Raw genomic sequence first — 20,455 nt, 5'->3', positions numbered from 1 at the left:
GCAGGTGAAAACCGCTCGACACCCTGCCCTCCGACCTGTGATTCTCCCGCCATGAACGACATCCCGAGCCTCCCCGACGGCTATGAGTTCTCCGCCGACCCCGCCCGCGTCGACATCGCCCGCACCCACCGCTGGCTGTCCACCGACGCCTACTGGGCGAAGGACCGGCCCCGCGAGAAGCACGAGCGCGCGGTCGCGTCCTCGATGAACTTCGGGGTGTACGACACGGCTTCGGGGGAGCAGGTGGCGTACGCGCGCGTGGTCACCGACCACGCCGCGTTCGCGTGGCTGTGCGACGTGTACGTGGACCCGTCGGCGCGCGGCAAGGGCATCGGTACGGCGTTCGTCGGCGCCGTGTGCGAGGAGCTGCGGCCGTTCGGACTGCGGCGGATCCTGCTCGCCACGCACGACGCCCACGGGGTGTACGAGAAGGTCGGATTCAAGCCGTTGGAGCGGCCCGACCGGTGGATGGCCCTCGGTTTGGAGTGAGTTGTCCGCCTGGTCCCGACCTTCGAGGTGAGGTTTCGCCCACCCTGGGTAACTCTCATCCGGCCCCCCTTGACCTGCGTACTTCGGCGGGATCACGATCGCCGCATGCAACTTCGGGTCACGTTCGTCGCCGCCGCGCGCAGCTCCCCGTTGCTCGCGGAGCGCTTCGAGGACGACCGCCCGCTGGACCAGGCGGGATGGGACGAGGTGCAGCGCGCCGCCCCGGTCCTGCTGCCCTTGGCGGCGGCGGAGCTGCGCTACTGCTCACCGACCCCGCGCAGCCGCACCACCGGCGACGGCCTCGGGTACACCCCGCTGGTGCAACTCGCCCTGCGCGACTGTGACATGGGCCGCTGGCGCGGCCTGACCCTGGGGGAGGCGATGGCCCGCGAACCGGCCCTGGTCGACGCCTGGCTCGCCGACCCGCGCTCGACCCCGCACGGCGGCGAGTCCCTGCTGGCCTTCATCGCCCGCGTCGGCGGCTGGCTGGACACCCGCCCGGACGACGACGGCGGCCGCATCGTCGCCGTAGCCGAACCCTCCGTCATCCGCGCCGCGTTGGTCTACGCCCTCAAGGCACCCCCGTCGACCTACTGGAACTTCGACGTACGCCCACTGTCGACGACCACGGTCACCGGGCATGCGGGGCGGTGGAACCTGCGGTTCGACGGGGCGGGGGTTCAGTCGAGGCGCGTGTAGGGCGGGCCGCCGACCCTCAACTCCCGCGCGCATACTCCGTACTCAGCACCAGATCCTTCGCCGGACCGCCCACCCGCCACACCGTCCGCCAGTGGTCCGCGTCCAGAACCGTGAACTCGCCCCGGTACAGATCCGCCGAACAGGGATGGTCGGCCACATGGTGCCCCGAGGTCAGATCCAGGTCGTGGAACGGCCGCCCGTCGCCGAAGCGGACGTCGGCCGCCGCAGGGGCCCCGCCCGGCAGGAACCGTAGGGTCCGTTCGGCGGGGCGGGCCACGCCCTGCCAGGTGAAGGTGCCCAGCTCCGTGTGCAGCAGGCCTCCTTCGGGCAGTGCGCTGAAGACGGTCGTACCCGTGAAGTCGCCCTCGTCCCCGCTCGCCAGGTCTCGTACCGACCTCCGCACCCGCCAACTCCCGGACAGATACGCCAACACATCGGGCACCGGCCAGAACCCGCCCATCTTCACCCCTTCCCGCGCCGCCGACGACGCCGTCCGTCCGGCGAGTCGGTAGGCGCCTTGCGTGCGCCCTGGGCCCGGATCTCGTAGTGCGACGCGTGGCCTCGTGGCCCGGGAGACCTCCTCGTACGCGGCCAGGGCGCCGAGCGTGACGAGGTAGGGCAACAGCGCGTGCATGCCCTCGACCCTACGTCCCTCCACGCCCCGGCCCTGTTGACGTGCTCACGACCCTTCCCTATCTTGCCGTTCGAAGTGCTGACCGATGTCTGGTATTTCGAACAACCTCAGAGCGGCTTCCGGGCAGTTGCGGAGCCGCTTTAGGGCACCTTCAAGAGCCGCGGAGTATCCATGTCACGCACCAGCCGCACCCGCCTGAGACTTGCCTTAGGGGCAAGCGCTTTCCTGCTGGCGACGGCCGTCGTCCCCGCACCCGCCCACGCCGAGGACGTCACGGACGTCACCGACTACGCGATCACCGTCGACCCGTCGGCGCGGGGCGCCGCGATCGACAGGACGATGTACGGCGTCTTCTTCGAGGACATCAACCGCGCGGCCGACGGCGGTCTGTACGCCGAGCTCGTGCAGAACCGGTCCTTCGAGTACTCCACCGACGACAACAAGTCGTACACCCCGCTGACCGGTTGGACGGTCGCGGGCACGGCCCAGGTGGTGAACGACGCCGGCCGCCTCAACGAGACCAACCGCGACTACCTGTCCCTGGCGGCGAGTTCGTCCGTCACGAACGCCGGTTACAACACCGGCATCGCCGTCGAGGACGGCAAGAAGTACGACTTCTCGGTCTGGGCCCGCGCCGACAGCGGCACCACCCTCACCGTGAGCCTCCAGGACACCGGCGGCACCCTGGCGACGGCACGCCAGCTGCGGGTGAGGAAGAACGGCTGGGCCCAGTACAAGGCGACGTTCACCGCGACCCGCACCAGCGCCACCGGCCGCCTCACCGTCGGCACCTCCGACGCCTCCGCCCTCGACATGGTGTCCCTCTTCCCCCGCGACACCTACAAGCACGAGCCGAACGGCCTGCGCAAGGACCTCGCCGAGAAGATCGCCGCCCTGCACCCGGGCTTCGTGCGCTTCCCCGGCGGCTGCCTGGTCAACACCGGTTCCATGGACGACTACAGCGCCGCCTCCGGCTACCAGCGCAAGCGCTCGTACCAGTGGAAGGACACGGTAGGCCCGGTCGAGACCCGCGCCACGAACTCCAACTTCTGGGGATACAACCAGAGTTACGGCCTCGGCTACTACGAGTACTTCCGCTTCGCCGAGGACATCGGCGCGATGCCCCTGCCCGTCGTACCGGCCCTGGTGACCGGCTGCGGCCAGAACAAGGCCGTCGACGACCCGGCGCTGCTCCAGCGGCACATCCAGGACACCCTGGATCTCGTCGAGTTCGCCAACGGACCGGTGACGTCGAAGTGGGGCGGGCTGCGTGCCGAGATGGGCCACCCCAAGCCCTTCCACCTCACCCACATCGAGGTCGGCAACGAAGAGAACCTCCCCGCCGAGTTCTTCGCCCGCTTCACCCGGTTCCGTACGGCGATCGAGGCCAAGTACCCGTACATGACCGTGATCTCCAACGCGGGCCCGGACGACAGCGGTTCGACCTTCGACACGGCCTGGCAGCTCAACAAGGACGCCAAGGTCGACATGGTCGACGAGCACTACTACAACAGCCCGCAGTGGTTCCTGCAGAACAACGACCGCTACGACTCCTACGACCGCACCGGCCCGAAGGTCTTCCTCGGCGAATACGCCTCCGGCGGCAACGCGTTCAAGAACGGCCTCGCCGAGGCCGCCTACATGACCGGCCTGGAACGCAACGCCGACGTGGTCAAACTCGCCTCCTACGCACCGCTGTTCGCCAACGAGGACTACGTCCAGTGGCGCCCGGACCTGGTGTGGTTCAACAACCACGCGTCCTGGGGCTCCGCCAACTACGAGGTCCAGAAGCTGTTCATGAACAACGTCGGCAGCCGGGTGGTGCCGTCAACTGCCACCGGCACCCCCTCACTTGCCGCCCCGATCTCCGGAGCGGTCGGCCTGTCGACCTGGGCGACGAGCGCGGCGTACGACGATGTGAAGGTGACGGCGGCGGACGGTTCGGCGGTGTTCTCCGACGACTTCTCCGGTGACACGACGGACCGGTGGACCCATACGGGCGGCGGGAGTTGGAGCCTTGAGGACGGGCAGTACGTCCAGACCGACACCGCCGCCGAGAACACCATGGTGTCGGCGGGCGACCCGGCCTGGCACGACTACGACCTGCACGTGAAGGCCACCAAGAAGGCAGGGAAAGAAGGCTTCTTGGTCGCGTTCGGGGTCAAGGACACCGGCAACTACTACTGGTGGAACCTGGGCGGCTGGAACAACACCCAGACCGCGGTCGAACAGGCCGTGGACGGCGGCAAGTCGACGCTGATCGCCAAGCCGGGGACCATCGAGACGGGCCGTGCCTACGACGTCGACATCAAGGTGAGGGGCCGTCAGGTCACCCTGTACCTCGACGGCCAGGAGTGGGGCAGCTTCGCCGACGACAAGCCGGCCGAGCCGTTCCGCCAGGTCGTCACCAAGGACGCGAAGACCGGTGACCTGATCGTCAAGGTCGTCAACGACCAGTCCTCGGCGGCCCGTACGGCGATCGATCTCGGCGGCGCCAAGGTCGTGTCCAGGGCGAAGGTGACCACGCTCGCCGCCGCGCCCGACGCGGTGAACAGCGAGACGGCGACGGCGGTCGCGCCGGTCGTGTCCACCGTCAACGGGGTTGCCGACAGGTTCAGTTACACCTTCCCGGCGAACTCCGTCACGTTCCTGAGGATCCCGCAGAAGTAGCAACTCCCTGAGAATCAGGCGGAGGTGACTCCAGCTTGGGTGTCCGGCGTGGGCTGCTGTCCCAGCGGCAGCAGTCCGCGCTCGGCGAAGACCTTCTTCGCGGCGAAGGTGGCGTTGAGCGCCTTGGGGATGCCGCAGTACACGGCGGAGTGCGTGAGGGCCTCGATGATCTCCTCGGGCGTGAGGCCCACGTTCAGTGCCGCGTTCACGTGCACGTCGAGCTGCGCCTCGCAGCCGCCGAGCGCGGTGAGCATGCCCAGCGTCACCAACTGGCGGTCGCGCGGGGCGAGTCCGGGACGGTCGTAGATCTCGCCGAAGGCCCAGGCGACGACCTGGTGGCCCAGTTCGGGGTTGATGTCGGCGAGCGAGTCGACGACGCGCTGCCCGGCCTCGCCGTCGACCCGCTTCAGGACCTCCAGGCCGTGGGTGAAACGCTCTTCACGGGTGGTGCTCGCGCTCATGTCGGTTCATCCGATCCCGGCCGCTCGTGCTCGACCTCGTCGAGGAGCAGCTGTTCGTAGTGGTCGATCTTGTTGTCCAGCGCGGACGCGTTGCGGCGCAACGCCCTGATCCGGTCGGCCAGTTCGGCGCGGTGCTCACGGAGCATCGCCAGCCGGTCGGCGACCGTGACGTTCCCCGCCGCCCGCAGCCCCGCGAACCGCTGCATGTCGGCGATCGACATACCCGTCTCGCGCAGCCGCAGCAGAAACTCCAGCCAGGCCAAGTCCGCCGCCTGGTACCGCCGTTGGTTGCCGGTGGTCCGTCCGACCCGCTCGATGAGGCCGGCCTTCTCGTAGTAGCGCAGCGTGTCGTGCGAGAGACCGGTGCGCTCGGCGACCTGGGCGATGGTGAGGGTGGGTTCCCGGTCCCGGGGGAGGGGTTCCGGGGGCTGTCCGCTGCTCATGAACACAACCGTAGAACCTGGAGCGCACTCCAGGTCAAGCGGGCCGGGGACCACTGCGGGCGCGGGACCCGGATCCGAACCGTTGAACCGCGCTTGACCTGGGGATTACCCGCCCCGCACACTTGTCCGGCTCCCGGGGAGGGAGTGGGCGAGGGGGAATTCCACATGAGCGGGACGACCGCGGTCGACGTGTACCAGGACCGCTGCGAGCAGCTGTTCCTGGCGGGGGGGAACGCGGCCGTCCGGCGTGCCGCGCAGGAGGGGCTGGACGAGCTGGGGCCGCAGCCCGATCTCTACTGCTGGCTGGCCCTCGGACATGCCGTCGAGGACGACGACGACCACGACGACCGCGCGGAGGAGGCGTTCCGGGCGGGGCTCGGGCTCGACGCCGACCATCTCGGGCTCCTCGCCGGTTACGCCGAACTGTGCCTGCGCGCCGACGCGTTCGAGTACCCCGGCCGTGCCGCGCGGGCCTCCGTTCTCTCCCGGCGCCTGAAGGAACTGGCACCGGAGTCCGCCGAGGCCGAGCAGCTCGCCGCCGCCGAGCGCTGGGCCCGGCGCGGCTACTGGGACGACATCAGGATGAGGGCGGTGGTCGGTGCGCTTCAGGGCCGTGACACCGAGGCCCAGGCCCGCGCCCTGGCCGAGGACCTTCGGCAGCGAGACGGCGACGGCGGCGACGGCGGCGGCGCGATCACGCGGGGCGCCGGGAGCGTCGACCGGGCCGCCACCGTGCGTGCCACGACCCTGGAGGCGCTGTCCGGCCCGTGGAACGCGCCGGTACGCCTCCTCGGCCGGTACCGGACGGCCGCGTGGGCGGTCAGCCTCATCCTGTGCTTCGCCACCAACACGGCGCTTCGGCGGACGGGAGTGGTGGACCACTTCAGCGTGTGGGGTTACCTCTGGCTGATCCCCGTGCTGATCGTCGACCGCCGTTTCGCCGCCGTCCGCAAAGAGGCCGAGGCCCGCCACGTCGCCCACCTCGAAGCCGTACTCGCCGAGCGGTCCTGACCGAGCGGGAGGTGTCAGTCCCGCGCCGGCCGGCGCCGGTAGTGGCCGAGGGCGTAGTGCGCGGGGACGAGCGCGATCCAGAACCACATGGCGGCCTTCGTGTTGAGGAAGGCCAGGGGGATGGACAGGCCGAACACCAGGACGCTGGAGCCGAGTTGGGCGGTGAAGCGGCGGCGGGCCCTGGCGGCGGGGGACTCGGGTGAGGGGTGCACCTGGCGTTGGGTGAGCAGGAGCAGGGCCACGTGCACCGCGTGGATCGCGGCCATGGCGCTCGCGTAGAGGGCTACGGCGTCGGGCTGGGAGGCGTACTCGGCCAGGAGCCCGGTGGGGAAGGGCAGCAGCGCGACCAGGCCGAGACCGAGGAGGGTCAGCCGGGTGACCACGGTCGTCTCGACGGGCAGTGCCGTGAGGATGCGGCGGTGGTCACGCCAGAAGCCGGAGATGAGCGTGAAGCTGAGCGCGAAGGCGCCGAGGCTGGGCAGGGCGTCGCTCAGGGCCTTGTGGAAGGCGGCGTCGCCCAGATTCGAGGGGACCGCGACGTTGATGACGAGCAGCGTCATCGCGATGGCGTATATCCCGTCGGACAGCGCGATCAGGCGTGCCGTGCCGGGGGAGTGCTCGGGTGTGCGCATCGCTGCGACGGGCTCCGTCATGCCGACGACAGTAGGGCGTCGCGTCCGTGAGCGGTGGTGCCGAACCGTTGGGTCCGCTTACGGTCGGTCCGTGATGATCAGATGTGACGAGCCGCGCGGACTCGGAGTCCCGGACGCCGAGGCGCGGTTGCGCTTCGAGGCGGAGCCGCAGCGGAGCGGGGGTCGGACCGGGCGGAGACTGCTCGTGGTCGACGGGGAGCCCGCGTTCGAGCTCAGCTACTGGTGCGGGACGTGCCCGTTGCTGTTCCGCCGGCTGGTGACCGCGAATCAGAAGCTGTCGCTGGAGGACGTACGGGAGCGGCTCACCGGGACGCTGGCCGAGCCCGGTGACGGCGGTGTGATCGACGCGTTCGGCGCGTTGCTGCCACAGGGCGAGTACCTTCCGGTGCTGCTGCGTGTGGAGCCCCGGCTGGTGATCCCGGGCCGGGAAGGCGACTACTTCAGCGGCGAGCAGGTGGACTCCTGGGGGATCGACCAGTTCTGGGGCCTCCCGGAGTACCCGCACACGCCGTACTACCGGACCTTCGAGACGGTGGTCGACGCGTCCGCCCACCTGTACGAGTTCGTCGTGCCGATGGTTCCGCCGACGTGGAACGACCGGGAGCGCGTCGAGGAGTACGTCGAGCTCATGGACCGGGGTGCGGTCCCGACGGCCGTGGCGGTCTCGACGCTGGACGTGTGCGAGCCCGCCATCGCCTTCGGGGACGACCAGTCCCAGCACTGGGGTCTGACGCACTTCCTCCTCGACGGCCACCACAAACTGGAGGCCGCGGCCACCGCCGGCCGCCCGGTGCAGCTCCTCTCGCTGCTGGCCCTGGGCGAGGGCCTGGCGAGCGCTGAGGACTGTGCCCGGCTGCCCGCCCTGCGTGCTCAGCCCCGCTCGGCCCGTACGACCGGTGCCTGACCCGGCACGGATCGGGAGCGGCTGAATGCGGCGCTCTGCCAGGCCACCAACGCGAACAACACGATCTCGACGCCCGCGGTGATGCCCGCCGCCCGGAACTCCTCCCCGGACAAGTAGCCCGTTCCCTCTTGTTCCGAGGTCCGACGTGTACCGGTCGGGCTCTTTTGGACCGGGCAGCCTCTTTGATCCAGCCACCTGCAAGTGTGTAGGACCGGAAAGTTCTCAATGTCCGCAGACCGCCGTGCACAGTTTGGACGAGGTGGTCTTTTCTGGCAGCTCGCGGCATGCGATCTTAGGGGTATGAGTGGAGGCAGAGGGCGAATGCTCACGGGGACGCTCAGGGTGCTGCTCATCCGTCGAGGAGTGTTGCGGGCCGGTCGGTCGGTGTCGCGCGAAGGCGTTGCGTCGGCACCCGGCGACCTGCGCCCCGGGCGGCCGCTCCATGAGCTGGCTGTGGGCGTGTTCCGCAGGGCCACGGGCCTCGGATCCGGGCGACGGAGTCGACGCGGTGGAACGGCGCACGCGCATGCGGACGGATTCGATGCCGCGTACCCCTGGGAAATGCCGGGCGGTACCCAAGAGTTGATCAGCGGGTACGAGGTCTGCCCGGCCGATTGCGATTCGCTGGACGTTTCCATGCGGACATTGAGCGAACTCGAGGAACCCCGTGCCTGCCCAAAGAATTGCGGCAATAATCTAGAATGGGTGACGTTGAAGGTTTCTCGTATTGAACTGCCGTAAGCCCTTCGAAGGTGGCAACCCATGAACGACCATCGCGCAGAGAATACGCGGCCCCGGCGTCCGCAGCAGCGGGCGCCGGAGACAAGGTCCCGGACTCTCGACGCGGCTGGTCAGGTTTTCTGGAAAAGGGTCCAATGAGCTTGCCCTGGTAGCGGCAACTGGCCGAAGTGGAACAGCAGGGTGAGCTGAGGCCGCATATTGTCCTGGAGGATCACGCCGTCCAAATCGCTGGAACATGGTCCGGTCTGGCTTTCATGGGGCGGGCAATAAGCGGCGACCTGAGTAAATTCCAATTGCTCCTCCAGGTCCCGTCAGACCTCCCCCAGTTGCCCAACGCTGTTCGTCCCGGCCGTCCGCAGGACGATGTGGGCGGGCCACGCCCCGCCTGATGTGCATTTACCTGCGGCGAGACGCTTTGGCGGGGGCTGAATGCCCGCGATTTCCTGTGAAAGTCCACTGTGGTCTTGCCTGCGGCGCACGTCCGTGCCTCGCGCGTCACCGGCAGTCGCTTCCCTTGAAATAGGGGCGCGCAGACGAACCGGGGGAGGTCGTTCTTGGCAGGTCAGATTCGATGATGAAAGCCTGAATCGGTCAAACGTGATCCGCACAACAGCAGCCCCGCGCATGAACGTTCAATCACAGGGGTATGCAGGCCTGCGGTTACGTCCTGGCTGCCAAAGGAAGAGTTGCTTTGGAATCTATAGTTGCTTCAAGCAACGTCGACCGACGCGCACTGGTTTCGCTTTTCGCTCGTCTTCGCAGGAGCGAGGGACAGTCCAATCCGCTACCCATCTACGATCAGCTCAGGTCGCTTGGCGAAGTGATCCCGGCGCCGTGGGGAGGGCATTTGGTAACTTCCTATCGGCTGTGTCACAGCATTCTACGAGATAAGTCGTGGAGGGTTCCCGATCGTCAATGGCGCGCCAGCCAGACGGGCTCGAATCGATGGAATTCAGCCGCATCGTTCCAGATGGCTGCCACCCTGCCGATGCTGAATCCTCCGCTTCACACGCAGACGAGGGAAATCCTTGGTCGCGTGTTCCACAAAGGCCTACTCCCGCAGTTGAGTTCTTCGGTACAAAAGACAGTCGACCGTCTCCTTGACCAATTCTTCGAGGAGCTGAGTCAAGGGCCGGCGGATTTCGTGAAGAGCGTCGGTGAGGAACTTCCCGTAATCGCGATCGGTGAGTGGTTGGGCCTGCCTTCATCCGACTACGGCCTCCTGCGCACCCTGACCCACGACCAGGTCTTCACCCAGGAGTTGTTTCCGTCCGCGACCGAGCTGTCACTCTCGGATGCCGCGACCGCTCAACTCCGGTCCTACTTTTCCGCACTGATCAATGACCGCCGGGAGAATCCTGGCACCGATCCCATCTCGAACTGGCTCAGGATCTGGGATGAACGAGAGCGCGACCGGGCCACCGTCGACGAGGCTGTCCACTCCATAGCCCTGTTCATGATTCTCGCGGCCTTGGAGACAACGAGCCACGTACTGTCCGCGACGCTTCGTCTCGTGCTCAGCCACCGCGAGCAGGAGGATTGGCTGCGCCAGCTCCCTCACCTCGTACCGGACGCGGTCGAAGAGGCCCTGCGCTACGACCCGCCGATTCACATGATCAGCCGCATCGCCGGCACCACCACCGACCTTGGCGGAATCCGTGTGCCCGCAGGCGGGATGGTCCAACTCATGGTGGGAGCAGCGCATCACGACCCGGCCCAGTGGACGGATGCCCACCGCTTCGATGTCCGTCGTCGCCAGATGAAGACGGCCGGACCCCCGCACCTGAGCTTCGGCGCCGGAATTCACTACTGCCTTGGCAGCCAGCTCGCACGCCTGGAAGCGACAGTCCTTCTCACATCTCTGCTCAAGCGCCCCGGGCGCCTTCGCGTCAACGCACCTGTCCAGTGGGCATCGCGGATCGCCTTCCGGCGCACGACCTCGCTGGAACTCGTCCTCGAATGACCTCCACCCACTCCAAGGAAGCTGACATGCCGACCGACTTCAAGAGCCTGCGCGTGGTCGAAGAGGGCCCCATCCTCCAGGTGCAGCTCAACCGGCCCGAGAGCGGAAACGCCCTGTCCGGAGAGGTTCTCACCGACCTCCTGGAGGTGCTGAACAGGCTTCAGGAAGACACCACGATTCGCGTCATGGTGCTTTCCGGAGCAGGAGATGACTTCTGCCAGGGAGGCGACCGCAGCGAGTTTCCCGCCCTGCTGGCCGAAGACCCCTCCGGCGGCTCACTTCGCGCGCTCGCCGCCAAGGCTGAGCGTGTGTGCGCCGCGCTCTCCAGACTGGAGGTGGTCACCATCGCCCGGCTTCAAGGAGACGTCATCGGGGCCGGCTTGGGACTCGCCATCTATTGCGATCTGCGCGTCGGTGCCGACACCTGCCGCTTCCGGATGCCCGAGCTCGGGCTCGGGCTCCCGCCTGCTTGGGGAGGCGTCCTGGACCGTCTCCCCACAGAAGTGGGACAGTCCTGGGTCCGCTACCTCCTGCTGACCTCGGAGCCTTTCGGTGCCGACAGGGCCCGGGAACTCTCCGTCCTCCACAATGTCGTTCCACGGGACGGTCTGGACGCGGCCGTCAGCCGTCTGGCCAGGACGATGGCACGCCGGGACCCTGCGGCCGTCCGAATGACGAAGCGCATGCTGAGCGCACGCGCCAACGCCGCCCAGCTCTCCATCGGCGGCTACTTCGACGGAGAGCTGCTCACATCCGCGGTGACCCGGGCGGTCAATGCGCGTTCGTCGAGAGGACAGACGAGTTCCGACCCGAGCTGACGGCTCCCCCTGGCCGGTCCAGCGGAACCAGGGTCCGCGCAGGGCGGATGGAAGTCGGCGGGACCTTCCGCGACCTCTGCCGGACGGATCTCTTCGCCGAGAGGTCCCCGAACAGGCGGCGTGGCCTTCCCGACGGGGGAGCCCACGCCGTCGGCGGAAGTCCCGGGCACCACTGGAGGCTTCACCTTCGCTGGCCCCATCGCGTCCGGGCTCTGGTACGCGTGCGAGCGCTGCCGCCAGCACGTCAAGGCCGACCGGCGGGCCGACCTGACCCCCGACTGCGGACACCCCGCGGGCACCAATCGGGCTGCCACCTGGCAGGCCTTCCGCGGCGCACGCCTTCCCGGGCCGGGCCATGCCTGGCCGCTGGTGACGCACGCTCGGCCACACCGACGTGAGTGCATACCCACTCACTCGGATTGCATAAACGTGCAGCGAAACGTATAGTCATGCCATCGAAGAGGAGGGTTCCATGGCGGTACGTGCGGCGGTGGCCGGAGCGAGTGGATACGCGGGCGGGGAACTCCTGCGTCTGCTCCTGGCGCACCCCGAGGTCGAGATCGGTGCCCTGACCGGCAACTCCAACGCCGGACAGAGACTCGGCGCGCTGCAACCGCATCTGCTGCCACTCGCCGACCGGGTCCTCCAGGAAACCACCCCCGAAGTCCTCGCCGGACACGACGTCGTCTTCCTCGCGCTCCCGCACGGCCAGTCCGCCGCCGTCGCCGAGCAGCTCGGCCCGGACGCCCTCGTCGTCGACATGGGCGCCGACTTCCGGCTGAAGGACGCGGCCGACTGGGAGAAGTTCTACGGCTCCGCGCACGCCGGCACCTGGCCCTACGGCCTGCCCGAACTCCCGGGCGCCCGCGCCGCGTTGGCGGGGTCCAAGCGCATCGCCGTGCCCGGCTGCTACCCGACGGCCGCCTCGCTCGCGCTCTTCCCGGCCTACGCCGCCGGACTCGCCGAGAACGAGGCCGTGATCGTCGCCGCGTCCGGGACCTCGGGGGCCGGCAAGGCGCCCAAGGCTCACCTCCTGGGCTCCGAGGTCATGGGGTCCATGTCGCCCTACGGCGTCGGCGGCGGGCACCGGCACACCCCCGAGATCATCCAGAACCTGGGCGAGGCGGCCGGTGAGACCGTCACCGTCTCCTTCACGCCCACCCTCGCGCCGATGCCCCGCGGCATCCTCGCCACGTGCAGCGCCAAGGCCAAGCCCGGTGTCACCGGCGAGTCCGTGCGCGCCGCGTACGAGAAGGCCTTCGCCGACGAGCCCTTCGTCTTCCTCCTCCCCGAGGGGCAGTGGCCCGCGACGGCGTCCGTCTACGGTTCCAACGCCGTTCAGGTGCAGGTCGCGTACGACGAGGCCGCGGGACGGATCATCGCGATCAGCGCCATCGACAATCTGACCAAGGGCACCGCGGGCGGTGCCGTACAGAGCATGAACCTCGCCCTCGGGCTCGACGAGTCCACCGGGCTGACCACGATCGGAGTCGCGCCGTGAGTGTGACGGCAGCACAGGGATTCACGGCCGCGGGAATCGCCGCCGGAATCAAGGAGAACGGCAACCCGGACCTGGCCCTCGTGGTCAACACCGGGCCCCGCCTCGCCGCCGCGGGCGTCTTCACCTCCAACCGCGTCAAAGCCGCGCCGGTCCTCTGGTCCGAGCAGGTGCTGAAGGGCGGCAAGGTCTCCGCCGTCGTCCTCAACTCCGGTGGCGCCAACGCCTGTACGGGTCCGAAGGGCTTCCAGGACACGCACGCCACCGCCGAGAAGGTCGCCGACACCCTCGGGCTGAACGCCGCCGAGGTCGCCGTCGCCTCGACCGGTCTCATCGGCTTGCTCCTCCCGATGGACAAGCTGCTGCCGGGAGTTGAGGCCGCCGCCGGTCAACTCTCCCCGCACGGTGGCGAGAAGGCCGCCATCGCCATCAAGACCACGGACTCCGTCCACAAGACCGCCGTCGTGACCACCAAGGACGGCTGGACCGTCGGCGGCATGGCCAAGGGCGCCGGCATGCTCGCCCCCGGTCTCGCCACCATGCTCGTCGTCCTCACCACCGACGCCGATGTCGCAAGTGACGTACTGGACACGGCACTTCGGGCCGCCACCCGCACCACCTTCGACCGTGTCGACTCCGACGGCTGCATGTCCACCAACGACACCGTGCTGCTGCTCGCCTCCGGCGCCTCCCAGGTCACCCCGGACCAGGCCGAGTTCGCCGAGGCCGTGCGTGCCGTCTGCGACGACCTCGGGCAGCAGCTCATCCGGGACGCCGAGGGCGCCAGCAAGGACATCAAGGTCGAGGTCGTCAACGCCGCGAGCGAGGACGAGGCCGTGGAGGTGGGCCGTTCCATCGCCCGGAACAACCTCCTCAAGTGCGCGATCCACGGTGAAGACCCCAACTGGGGACGGGTGTTGTCCGCGATCGGCACCACCAAGGCCGCCTTCGAGCCGGACCAGCTCAACGTCGCCATCAACGGTGTGTGGGTCTGCAAGAACGGGGGCGTCGGCGAGGACCGCGACAAGGTCGACATGCGCTACCGCGAGGTGCACATCGTCGCCGACCTGGCCGCCGGGTCCGAGACCGCGACGATCTGGACCAACGACCTCACCGCGGACTACGTCCACGAGAACAGCGCGTACTCGTCATGAGCACTACCCGCAAGCACACCGCGCTGCCCAAGGCGCAGATCCTCATCGAGGCGCTGCCCTGGCTGACCCGGCACAACGGCAAGACCGTCGTCATCAAGTTCGGCGGCAACGCCATGATCGACGAGGACCTGAAGGCCGCGTTCGCCCAGGACGTCGTGTTCCTGCACCACGCGGGACTCAAGCCCGTCGTCGTGCACGGCGGCGGCCCGCAGATCAGCGCCGCCCTCGACCGGCACGGCATCGTCAGCGAGTTCAAGGCCGGCCTGCGGGTCACCACCGAGGACGCCATGGACGTCGTACGGATGGTCCTCGCGGGGCAGGTGCAGCGCGAGTTGGTCGGACTGCTCAACCAACACGGGCCGCTCGCCGTCGGGTTGACCGGCGAGGACGCGCACACCATCACCGCCACCAAGCATCTGCCCGAGATCGACGGGGAGTTGGTCGACATCGGGCGGGTGGGTGAGATCACCGCCATCGACACGGGCGCGATCGAGGCTCTGCTCGCGGACGGCCGTATCCCGGTCGTCTCGTCGATCGCCAGGAGCGAGGACGACGGACATGTCTACAACGTCAATGCTGACACGGCTGCTGCGGCTCTCGCTGCTGCGCTGGGGGCCGAGACTCTCATGGTCCTCACGGACGTCGAGGGTCTCTACGAGGACTGGCCCAACAGCGACGAGGTGATCAGCCGTCTCACCGCCACCCAACTGGAGAAGCTGCTCCCGGAGTTGAGCTCCGGGATGGTGCCGAAGATGGAGGGCTGTCTGCACGCCGTGCGCAACGGCGTGACCACCGCCCGCGTCATCGACGGCCGGGTCCAGCACTCGATCCTGCTGGAGATCTTCACCGACGAGGGCATCGGCACGATGGTCGTGCCGGACGAGCTGCCCGACGCGAAGCCCGCGAAGAAGAAGAACGCCAAGAAGGCCGGCAAGAAGCAGGGGGATGCCGTATGACCGCCAATGAGGAGCTGACCCAGCGCTGGCAGGGGTCGCTCATGAACAACTACGGCACCCCGAAGCTCCCCCTCGTCCGCGGTGCCGGCGCCAAGCTGTGGGACGCCGACGGCAACGAGTACGTCGACTTCGTCGGCGGGATCGCGGTCAACGCCCTCGGGCACGCCCACCCGGCGATCGTCGAAGCCGTCAGCACGCAGATCGCCCAACTCGGCCATGTCTCCAACCTGTTCATCGCCGAACCGCCCGTCACGCTCGCGGAACGGCTGCTTGAGCGGTTCGGCCGGGACGGCAAGGTGTTCTTCTGCAACTCGGGTGCCGAGGCCAACGAAGGCGCCTTCAAGATCGGCCGGTTGACGGGCCGTCAGCACATGGTCGCCACCCAAGGCGCCTTCCACGGCCGGACGATGGGCTCCCTCGCGCTCACCGGCCAGCCCGCCAAGCAGGAGCCGTTCCTGCCGCTGCCCGGCGACGTCACGCACGTGCCCTACGGCGACGCGCAGGCGCTGGCCGCCGCCGTCACCGACGACACCGCGCTCGTCATCATCGAGCCGATCCAGGGCGAGAACGGCGTCGTCGTACCGCCCGCCGGGTACCTGAAGGCGGCCCGCGCGATCACCGCCGCGCACGGCGCGCTGCTGGTCCTGGATGAAGTGCAGACCGGGGTCGGCCGTACGGGGCACTGGTTCGAGTACCAGGCACACGAAGGCGTACTCCCGGATGTCGTGACCCTCGCGAAGGGGCTCGGCGGCGGGCTGCCGCTCGGTGCCACCGTGGCCTTCGGGCGCGCCGCCGACCTGCTCCAGCCGGGCCAGCACGGCACGACGTTCGGCGGCAACCCGGTCGCCTGCGCCGCCGGACTCGCCGTACTCGACACCATCGCGAACGAGGGGTTGCTGGAGAACGTCAAGCGGCAGAGCGAGAAGCTGCGGGACGGAATCGAGTCGCTGGGCCACCCGTTGATCGATTATGTCCGGGGTGCGGGCCTCCTCCTGGGTATCGTGCTCACCGAGCCGCTCGCGCCCCAGGCGCAACAGGCGGCTCAGGACGCCGGCTTCCTGGTCAACGCGCCCGCCCCCGATGTCGTACGGCTGATGCCACCGCTGAACCTCGGCGACGACGAGGCGGACGCGTTCCTCCGGGCGCTGCCCGGTGTTCTGGACGTGGCCAAGGGGGACGGATGATCCGGAGAATGAGTCGACGATGAGTCAGGCGCAGGAGCACGAGCACACCGCGGGGCCCGCCGTGCCGCAGACCCGCACCGCCCGCCACCGCCGGATCGTGGACATCCTCAACCGGCAACCGGTGCGTTCCCAGAGCCAGTTGGCGAAGCTGCTGTCCGACGACGGGCTGAGCGTCACCCAGGCGACGCTCTCCCGGGACCTGGACGAGCTGAACGCGGTGAAGATCCGCAACAACGACGGCGACCTCATCTACGCGGTCCCGAGCGAGGGCGGTTTCCGCACCCCGCGCGTGCCGCTGGGGGAGTCGGCGAAGGAGGAGCGGATGCGGCGGCTCTCCTCCGAGCTGCTGATCTCCGCGGAGGCCTCCGCCAACCTCGTGGTCCTGCGCACCCCGCCGGGCGCCGCCCAGTTCCTCGCGTCGGCGATCGACCAGGCCGAACTCCAGGACATCCTCGGCACGATCGCCGGCGACGACACGCTCCTGCTGATCAGCCGGGACCCGCTCGGCGGCCAGGCACTCGCGGACCATCTGCTGCGGCTGGCGCAGAACGACCACTGACGTACGCGAAAAGACGGATACAGACCAACGAGTCGGGGGCGCACCGGAGTTGTCCGGTGCGCCCCCGACTCGCATGGGGCTTCAGCCGAGTCTGGCCGCCAGGCCGCCGGTGCAGCGCACCTCGTCGCCCGCCGTGATGAGCAGGGCCTCCACGTCCGGGAGCGACTCCAGCCAGGCCAGACCCTCCCGCGAGCCCATCGCGAACGCGGCCGTGGCCCAGCAGTCGGCCCAGGTCAGACGCGGTGCCACGACCGTGACGGCGACCAGGTCGGTCACCGCGGACTTGCCGGTGGACGGGTCCACGATGTGCGCCCCGCGCTCGGCCGTACCGGAGGTCGCCACGGCCAGCTCGTCGGTGCCCGCGGCCGAGATGACGGCCGCGAGACCGCCCGGGCGGAGCGGATCGGAGACGCCGACCCGCCAGGGCCGGTGCGGTCCCGGGGTGCCGAACATCTGGACGTCGCCGCCGCCGTTCACGCTGACCCCGCTCACCCCGGCCGCCGCCGCGATCAGCTCGGCCGCGCGCTCGGCGGCCCAGCCCTTCACGACGCCGGTCGGGTCGAGGGGCCCCTCGTACGTGGTGCTGAACCAGCCGGCGCTCACCCGCTCCGCCTCGGCGCCCAGCTCCAGCACCTCGGCGACCTCGGCGTCACACTCGGCCAGGGTCAGCTCGCCGCGGGCCAGCCGGGAGACCTGGCTGTCGTCGCGGTAGGTGCTGAACACCTCGTTCACGCGGTGCAGTTGGGCGATCGCCTGCTCCAGCGCGGTGCGGACGGCCTCGGGCTCCCCGCCGCGGATGTCGAAGGAGAACACCGTCCCCATGACCTCCTCGGCGTGCCGCAGTTCGGCGGGAGCCGCCGCGGGATCGGTCACCGTGTCAGCCACCGGCCTTGTCCAGCGCCGACTGCAGGGACTTCTTGTAGCCGCCGCTCGTGTACGAGGCGCCCGACACGGAGTCGATGTTCGCGTTCCCTGCGGCGACGGCCTCCTGGTTGAGCTTGGGGACCGCCAGCGCCGTCTTCTGGTCGCTGGTCCCGCCGCTCGGCGCCTGCACCGCGTCGGCCTTGGTGATCTTGCCGCCCGCGACCGTGATCCGGACCTGGACGGGCCCGTACTCGGTCGTCACGACATCACCGGTGACGGTCTTGGCCTGGGCGGCCTGACCCGACCCGGCGGCCGAACTCTGGGACGGGGCGGCCGTGTTGGCGCCGGCGGCCTTCATCTTGTCGATGGCCGACTGGAGCGACTGCTTGTAGCCGGCGCTGGTGTAGCTCGCCCCGGACACGGACGTGATGTCCGCGCTCTGGGTGGCCACGACCTCCTGGTTGAGCTTGGGCACGGACAGCGCGGTCTTCTGGTCGCTGGTGCCGCCCTTGGGCGCCTGGACCGCCTCGGCCTTGGTGATCTTGCCGTTCGCGACCGTCAGGCGCACCTGGACGACCCCGTACTGGGTCTGGGCGACGGCGCCGGTGACCGTCGAGGTCCCGGCCGCGGCGGCACCGCCCTGGGGCGACTCCTGCGCGGCGGCGGCGCCCTGGGTCCCCGCACCCTGCGCGGACGCCGACGAGGAGTCGGTCGCCGGCTTCAGGGAGAGCAGCAGCACGATCCCGGACACGGTGGCGGCGCTCGCAAGCAGAACACGCCGGATGGGGTGGCTCTTCTTCATCGCTCCTGACTCCCGTCGCTCACATCTCGAACGACTCGTGATGGATACGGCGGGCGGGAACCCCGGCGCCGCGCAGTGCTTCGTAGACCGACTGCGCGAAGCCGGGCGGCCCGCACATGAAGACGTCGTGGTTGTCGATGTCCGGCAGCTTCCGGCGCAGGGAGTCCGCCGAGATGTCGGGGCGCTCCCCGCCGGGGCTGTTGACCGCGTACATCAGGCGGGCGCCGCGCTCGTCGGCGATCTTCGCCAGCTCGTCCCAGAGCGCCAGGTCCTGGGTGGTGTTGGCGCGGTAGAGCAGCGTGATGTCACCGGCGCCCCCCGGCAGCGTCTCGAACAGGGCCCGCATCGGCGTGATGCCGACGCCGCCCGCGACCAGCAGCACCTTGCCGCGGGTGCGCCGCTGGGAGGTCATCGCGCCGTAGGGGCCCTCGGCCCACACCTTGGTGCCGGGGCGCAGTTCGCGCAGCCGGGCGCTGTGGTCGCCGATCGCCTTGACCGTGATCCGCAGCATGTTCGGACGGGGTGCCGCCGACAGCGAGTACGGGTGCGAGCTGAACCGCATGCCCGGCGCCAGGAACCGCCACCGGAAGAACTGCCCGGCCTCCGCGCCGATCCGGTGCAGCTTGCGCCCGCTGATCAGCACGGACACGATGCCGGGCGTCTCCTCGATGACCGCCTCGACCCGCATCCGGTGCCGCATGTTGAGGCGGATCGGGGTGAGGATCCGGTACCAGACGACCAGCGCGGTGACCGAGCCGTACAGCCCGTACCAGACGGTCTTGGCGATCGGCGTCAGCGCGAAGTCGTTGCCGGTGCTGATCTGGTGCCAGAAGGTGAAGAACACCGCCGCGTACGTCAGCAGATGCACGTGGTACCACAGGTCGTACGGCAGCCTGCGGCGGACGGCGCCGATCGACGAGAGGCCGATGAGCAGGAACAGGCCGGTGCCGATCGCGGCCTTGCCCATGTCGGGCAGCTGGTTCACCGAGTCGATGGTCTGCTGGACGATGTCGCTCAGCGTCTTGCCCGCCTGGAGGGCGTAGCCCCACATGATGAGGAAGACGTGCGCGAAGACCAGACAGAGCGTGTAGCGACCGCTCATCGCGTGCCAGCGGGCGACCCGGTCGGAGCCGACCCGGCGCTCCAGTGCGGGCACGCGGGCCATCTGGAGCACGACGAGTGCCATCAGATAACCGGCCAACAGGCCGGTGATACGGCCCGCGTTGAGGATCTTGCCGTTCTGGTCGGCGATGGACGGCGTGTTGTGCCACCACAGCCACAGCACCCCGACCGCGCCCGCCCAGACGGCGAGCAGCAGCAGGGTCGCTGGGGAGCGGCGCGGGCGGATGCGGCGCATCGTCTGTCGGCGGGCGGCACGTCCGCCTGCGAGCGTGGTGGTCACGGTTCCTCCGTGGACGGGGCAAGGGGGGTGGGCTGGTCCCTTGGCCCTGAAGTACGTGCCGTTGCGCCTGTGCGTTCAGAGTCCCGCGGAGTCCAGTGCGGACTGGAGTGACTGGCGGTAACCGTCACTTGTGTAGGTGGCGCCCGAGACCGTGTCGATGCTCGCGCTCTGCGCGGACAGCACCTCGCGCCTCAGCTCCGGCAGGGCATAGGAGTTGATCTCCTGGTCGCGCGGATTGTCCGACGGCGACTGGACCGCGGTGACATCGGTGATCTTGCCGTTCTTCACGGTGATCTTCACCTGCACGGGACCCCAACGGGTCTGCGCGGTCTCGCCGGTGACGGTCTTGGTGCCGGTGGCGCTCGAACCGCCGGACCCCGTACCGGTACCGGAACTGGAACTGCTGGACGGCGCGGTCGCGGGTGACGCCGCTATCGCGGGCGCCGTGTGCGGCTTCAGCGCCAGCAGCATCACCAGACCGGACGCGGTGACCGCGCTCGCCAGCACGATCCGGCGCAGCGGCCGGCTCTTCTTCAACGGATGCACGACG

The 20,455-nt window shown here is 69.1% G+C and carries 21 protein-coding genes; 12 read left to right on the top strand and 9 right to left on the bottom strand.

Annotation, left to right across the window (positions count from 1 at the left end):
• Positions 1 to 51 precede the first annotated feature (51 nt).
• Both R2B38_RS05790 and R2B38_RS05785 read left to right on the top strand, forming a co-directional pair.
• A complete protein-coding gene (locus R2B38_RS05790) occupies positions 52 to 489 on the top strand; it encodes a GNAT family N-acetyltransferase (RefSeq protein WP_318015256.1) in 438 nt (145 codons plus the stop codon).
• A gap of 105 nt (positions 490 to 594) precedes the next feature.
• The gene (locus tag R2B38_RS05785) at positions 595 to 1,188 is read left to right on the top strand and encodes a histidine phosphatase family protein (protein WP_033282187.1); all 594 of its coding nucleotides are present in this window, start codon (positions 595 to 597) and stop codon (positions 1,186 to 1,188) included.
• 16 nt (positions 1,189 to 1,204) lie between these two features.
• Here the strand turns inward: R2B38_RS05785 and R2B38_RS05780 are convergent, their stop codons facing one another.
• Positions 1,205 to 1,648 (bottom strand): DUF6314 family protein, encoded by a 444-nt coding sequence (locus tag R2B38_RS05780; RefSeq protein ID WP_318021591.1) that lies wholly within the window; start codon positions 1,646 to 1,648, stop codon positions 1,205 to 1,207.
• 345 nt (positions 1,649 to 1,993) lie between these two features.
• On the opposite strand from R2B38_RS05780, the gene R2B38_RS05775 reads away from it, so the two are divergent.
• The gene (locus tag R2B38_RS05775) at positions 1,994 to 4,492 is read left to right on the top strand and encodes an alpha-L-arabinofuranosidase C-terminal domain-containing protein (protein WP_318015255.1); all 2,499 of its coding nucleotides are present in this window, start codon (positions 1,994 to 1,996) and stop codon (positions 4,490 to 4,492) included.
• 14 nt (positions 4,493 to 4,506) lie between these two features.
• Here R2B38_RS05775 and R2B38_RS05770 read toward each other — a convergent pair whose 3' ends face one another.
• Together R2B38_RS05770 and R2B38_RS05765 are read right to left on the bottom strand one after the other, a co-directional pair.
• A complete protein-coding gene (locus R2B38_RS05770; RefSeq protein ID WP_318015254.1) occupies positions 4,507 to 4,953 on the bottom strand; it encodes a carboxymuconolactone decarboxylase family protein in 447 nt (148 codons plus the stop codon).
• Positions 4,950 to 5,396, bottom strand: coding sequence for a MerR family transcriptional regulator (locus tag R2B38_RS05765; protein WP_318015253.1), 447 nt, complete (start codon positions 5,394 to 5,396; stop codon positions 4,950 to 4,952). The genes R2B38_RS05770 and R2B38_RS05765 overlap by 4 nt, the downstream gene beginning before the upstream one ends.
• A gap of 165 nt (positions 5,397 to 5,561) precedes the next feature.
• On the opposite strand from R2B38_RS05765, the gene R2B38_RS05760 reads away from it, so the two are divergent.
• Complete coding sequence (locus tag R2B38_RS05760; RefSeq protein WP_318015252.1) at positions 5,562 to 6,407, top strand: hypothetical protein; 846 nt, start codon at positions 5,562 to 5,564, stop codon at positions 6,405 to 6,407.
• Positions 6,408 to 6,421: 14 nt separating this feature from the next.
• On the opposite strand, the gene R2B38_RS05755 is transcribed toward R2B38_RS05760, so the two are convergent.
• Complete coding sequence (locus tag R2B38_RS05755) at positions 6,422 to 7,060, bottom strand: TMEM175 family protein (RefSeq protein WP_318015251.1); 639 nt, start codon at positions 7,058 to 7,060, stop codon at positions 6,422 to 6,424.
• 73 nt (positions 7,061 to 7,133) lie between these two features.
• On the opposite strand from R2B38_RS05755, the gene R2B38_RS05750 reads away from it, so the two are divergent.
• Positions 7,134 to 7,964, top strand: a complete 831-nt coding sequence (locus R2B38_RS05750; protein ID WP_318021590.1) for a hypothetical protein — start codon at positions 7,134 to 7,136, stop codon at positions 7,962 to 7,964.
• On the opposite strand, the gene R2B38_RS05745 is transcribed toward R2B38_RS05750, so the two are convergent.
• On the bottom strand, positions 7,931 to 8,077 hold the full coding sequence (locus R2B38_RS05745; protein ID WP_318015250.1) for a hypothetical protein: 147 nt from the start codon (positions 8,075 to 8,077) through the stop codon (positions 7,931 to 7,933). The genes R2B38_RS05750 and R2B38_RS05745 overlap by 34 nt on opposite strands.
• A gap of 1,598 nt (positions 8,078 to 9,675) precedes the next feature.
• Here R2B38_RS05745 and R2B38_RS05740 point away from each other — a divergent pair.
• The 7 genes from R2B38_RS05740 (at position 9,676) to R2B38_RS05710 (ending at position 16,837) form a co-directional block, all read left to right on the top strand.
• Positions 9,676 to 10,668, top strand: coding sequence for a cytochrome P450 (locus R2B38_RS05740; RefSeq protein ID WP_318015249.1), 993 nt, complete (start codon positions 9,676 to 9,678; stop codon positions 10,666 to 10,668).
• A 26-nt stretch (positions 10,669 to 10,694) separates the two neighbouring features.
• Positions 10,695 to 11,486 (top strand): enoyl-CoA hydratase/isomerase family protein, encoded by a 792-nt coding sequence (locus R2B38_RS05735; RefSeq protein WP_318015248.1) that lies wholly within the window; start codon positions 10,695 to 10,697, stop codon positions 11,484 to 11,486.
• A 472-nt stretch (positions 11,487 to 11,958) separates the two neighbouring features.
• Positions 11,959 to 12,987, top strand: coding sequence for an N-acetyl-gamma-glutamyl-phosphate reductase (argC, locus tag R2B38_RS05730; RefSeq protein WP_318015247.1), 1,029 nt, complete (start codon positions 11,959 to 11,961; stop codon positions 12,985 to 12,987).
• Positions 12,984 to 14,138 (top strand): bifunctional glutamate N-acetyltransferase/amino-acid acetyltransferase ArgJ, encoded by a 1,155-nt coding sequence (gene argJ / locus R2B38_RS05725; RefSeq protein ID WP_318015246.1) that lies wholly within the window; start codon positions 12,984 to 12,986, stop codon positions 14,136 to 14,138. The genes argC and argJ overlap by 4 nt, the downstream gene beginning before the upstream one ends.
• Positions 14,135 to 15,094 carry an acetylglutamate kinase gene (argB, locus tag R2B38_RS05720; protein WP_033282199.1) on the top strand — a complete coding sequence of 320 codons (960 nt, stop codon included), beginning with the start codon at positions 14,135 to 14,137 and terminating at the stop codon, positions 15,092 to 15,094. Before argJ ends, argB begins: the two co-directional genes overlap by 4 nt.
• Positions 15,091 to 16,278, top strand: coding sequence for an acetylornithine transaminase (locus R2B38_RS05715; protein WP_318015245.1), 1,188 nt, complete (start codon positions 15,091 to 15,093; stop codon positions 16,276 to 16,278). Before argB ends, R2B38_RS05715 begins: the two co-directional genes overlap by 4 nt.
• 19 nt (positions 16,279 to 16,297) lie before the next feature.
• Entirely contained in the window at positions 16,298 to 16,837 is a 540-nt protein-coding gene (locus tag R2B38_RS05710; protein ID WP_019059868.1) for an arginine repressor, read from the top strand.
• 81 nt (positions 16,838 to 16,918) lie between these two features.
• Here the strand turns inward: R2B38_RS05710 and R2B38_RS05705 are convergent, their stop codons facing one another.
• The 4 genes from R2B38_RS05705 to R2B38_RS05690 all read right to left on the bottom strand — a co-directional run bounded on the left by R2B38_RS05705 (position 16,919) and on the right by R2B38_RS05690 (position 20,451).
• On the bottom strand, positions 16,919 to 17,722 hold the full coding sequence (locus R2B38_RS05705; RefSeq protein ID WP_318015244.1) for an FAD:protein FMN transferase: 804 nt from the start codon (positions 17,720 to 17,722) through the stop codon (positions 16,919 to 16,921).
• Positions 17,715 to 18,503 carry an FMN-binding protein gene (locus tag R2B38_RS05700; protein WP_318015243.1) on the bottom strand — a complete coding sequence of 263 codons (789 nt, stop codon included), beginning with the start codon at positions 18,501 to 18,503 and terminating at the stop codon, positions 17,715 to 17,717. Before R2B38_RS05700 ends, R2B38_RS05705 begins: the two co-directional genes overlap by 8 nt.
• Positions 18,504 to 18,522: 19 nt before the next feature.
• Positions 18,523 to 19,905, bottom strand: a complete 1,383-nt coding sequence (locus R2B38_RS05695; RefSeq protein ID WP_318015242.1) for a ferredoxin reductase family protein — start codon at positions 19,903 to 19,905, stop codon at positions 18,523 to 18,525.
• A gap of 75 nt (positions 19,906 to 19,980) precedes the next feature.
• Positions 19,981 to 20,451, bottom strand: a complete 471-nt coding sequence (locus tag R2B38_RS05690; protein WP_318015241.1) for an FMN-binding protein — start codon at positions 20,449 to 20,451, stop codon at positions 19,981 to 19,983.
• Positions 20,452 to 20,455: the final 4 nt, after the last annotated feature.

This window comes from Streptomyces sp. N50, assembly GCF_033335955.1.
Classification (GTDB): domain Bacteria; phylum Actinomycetota; class Actinomycetes; order Streptomycetales; family Streptomycetaceae; genus Streptomyces.
This window is presented reverse-complemented; position numbering and strand designations above follow the sequence as displayed.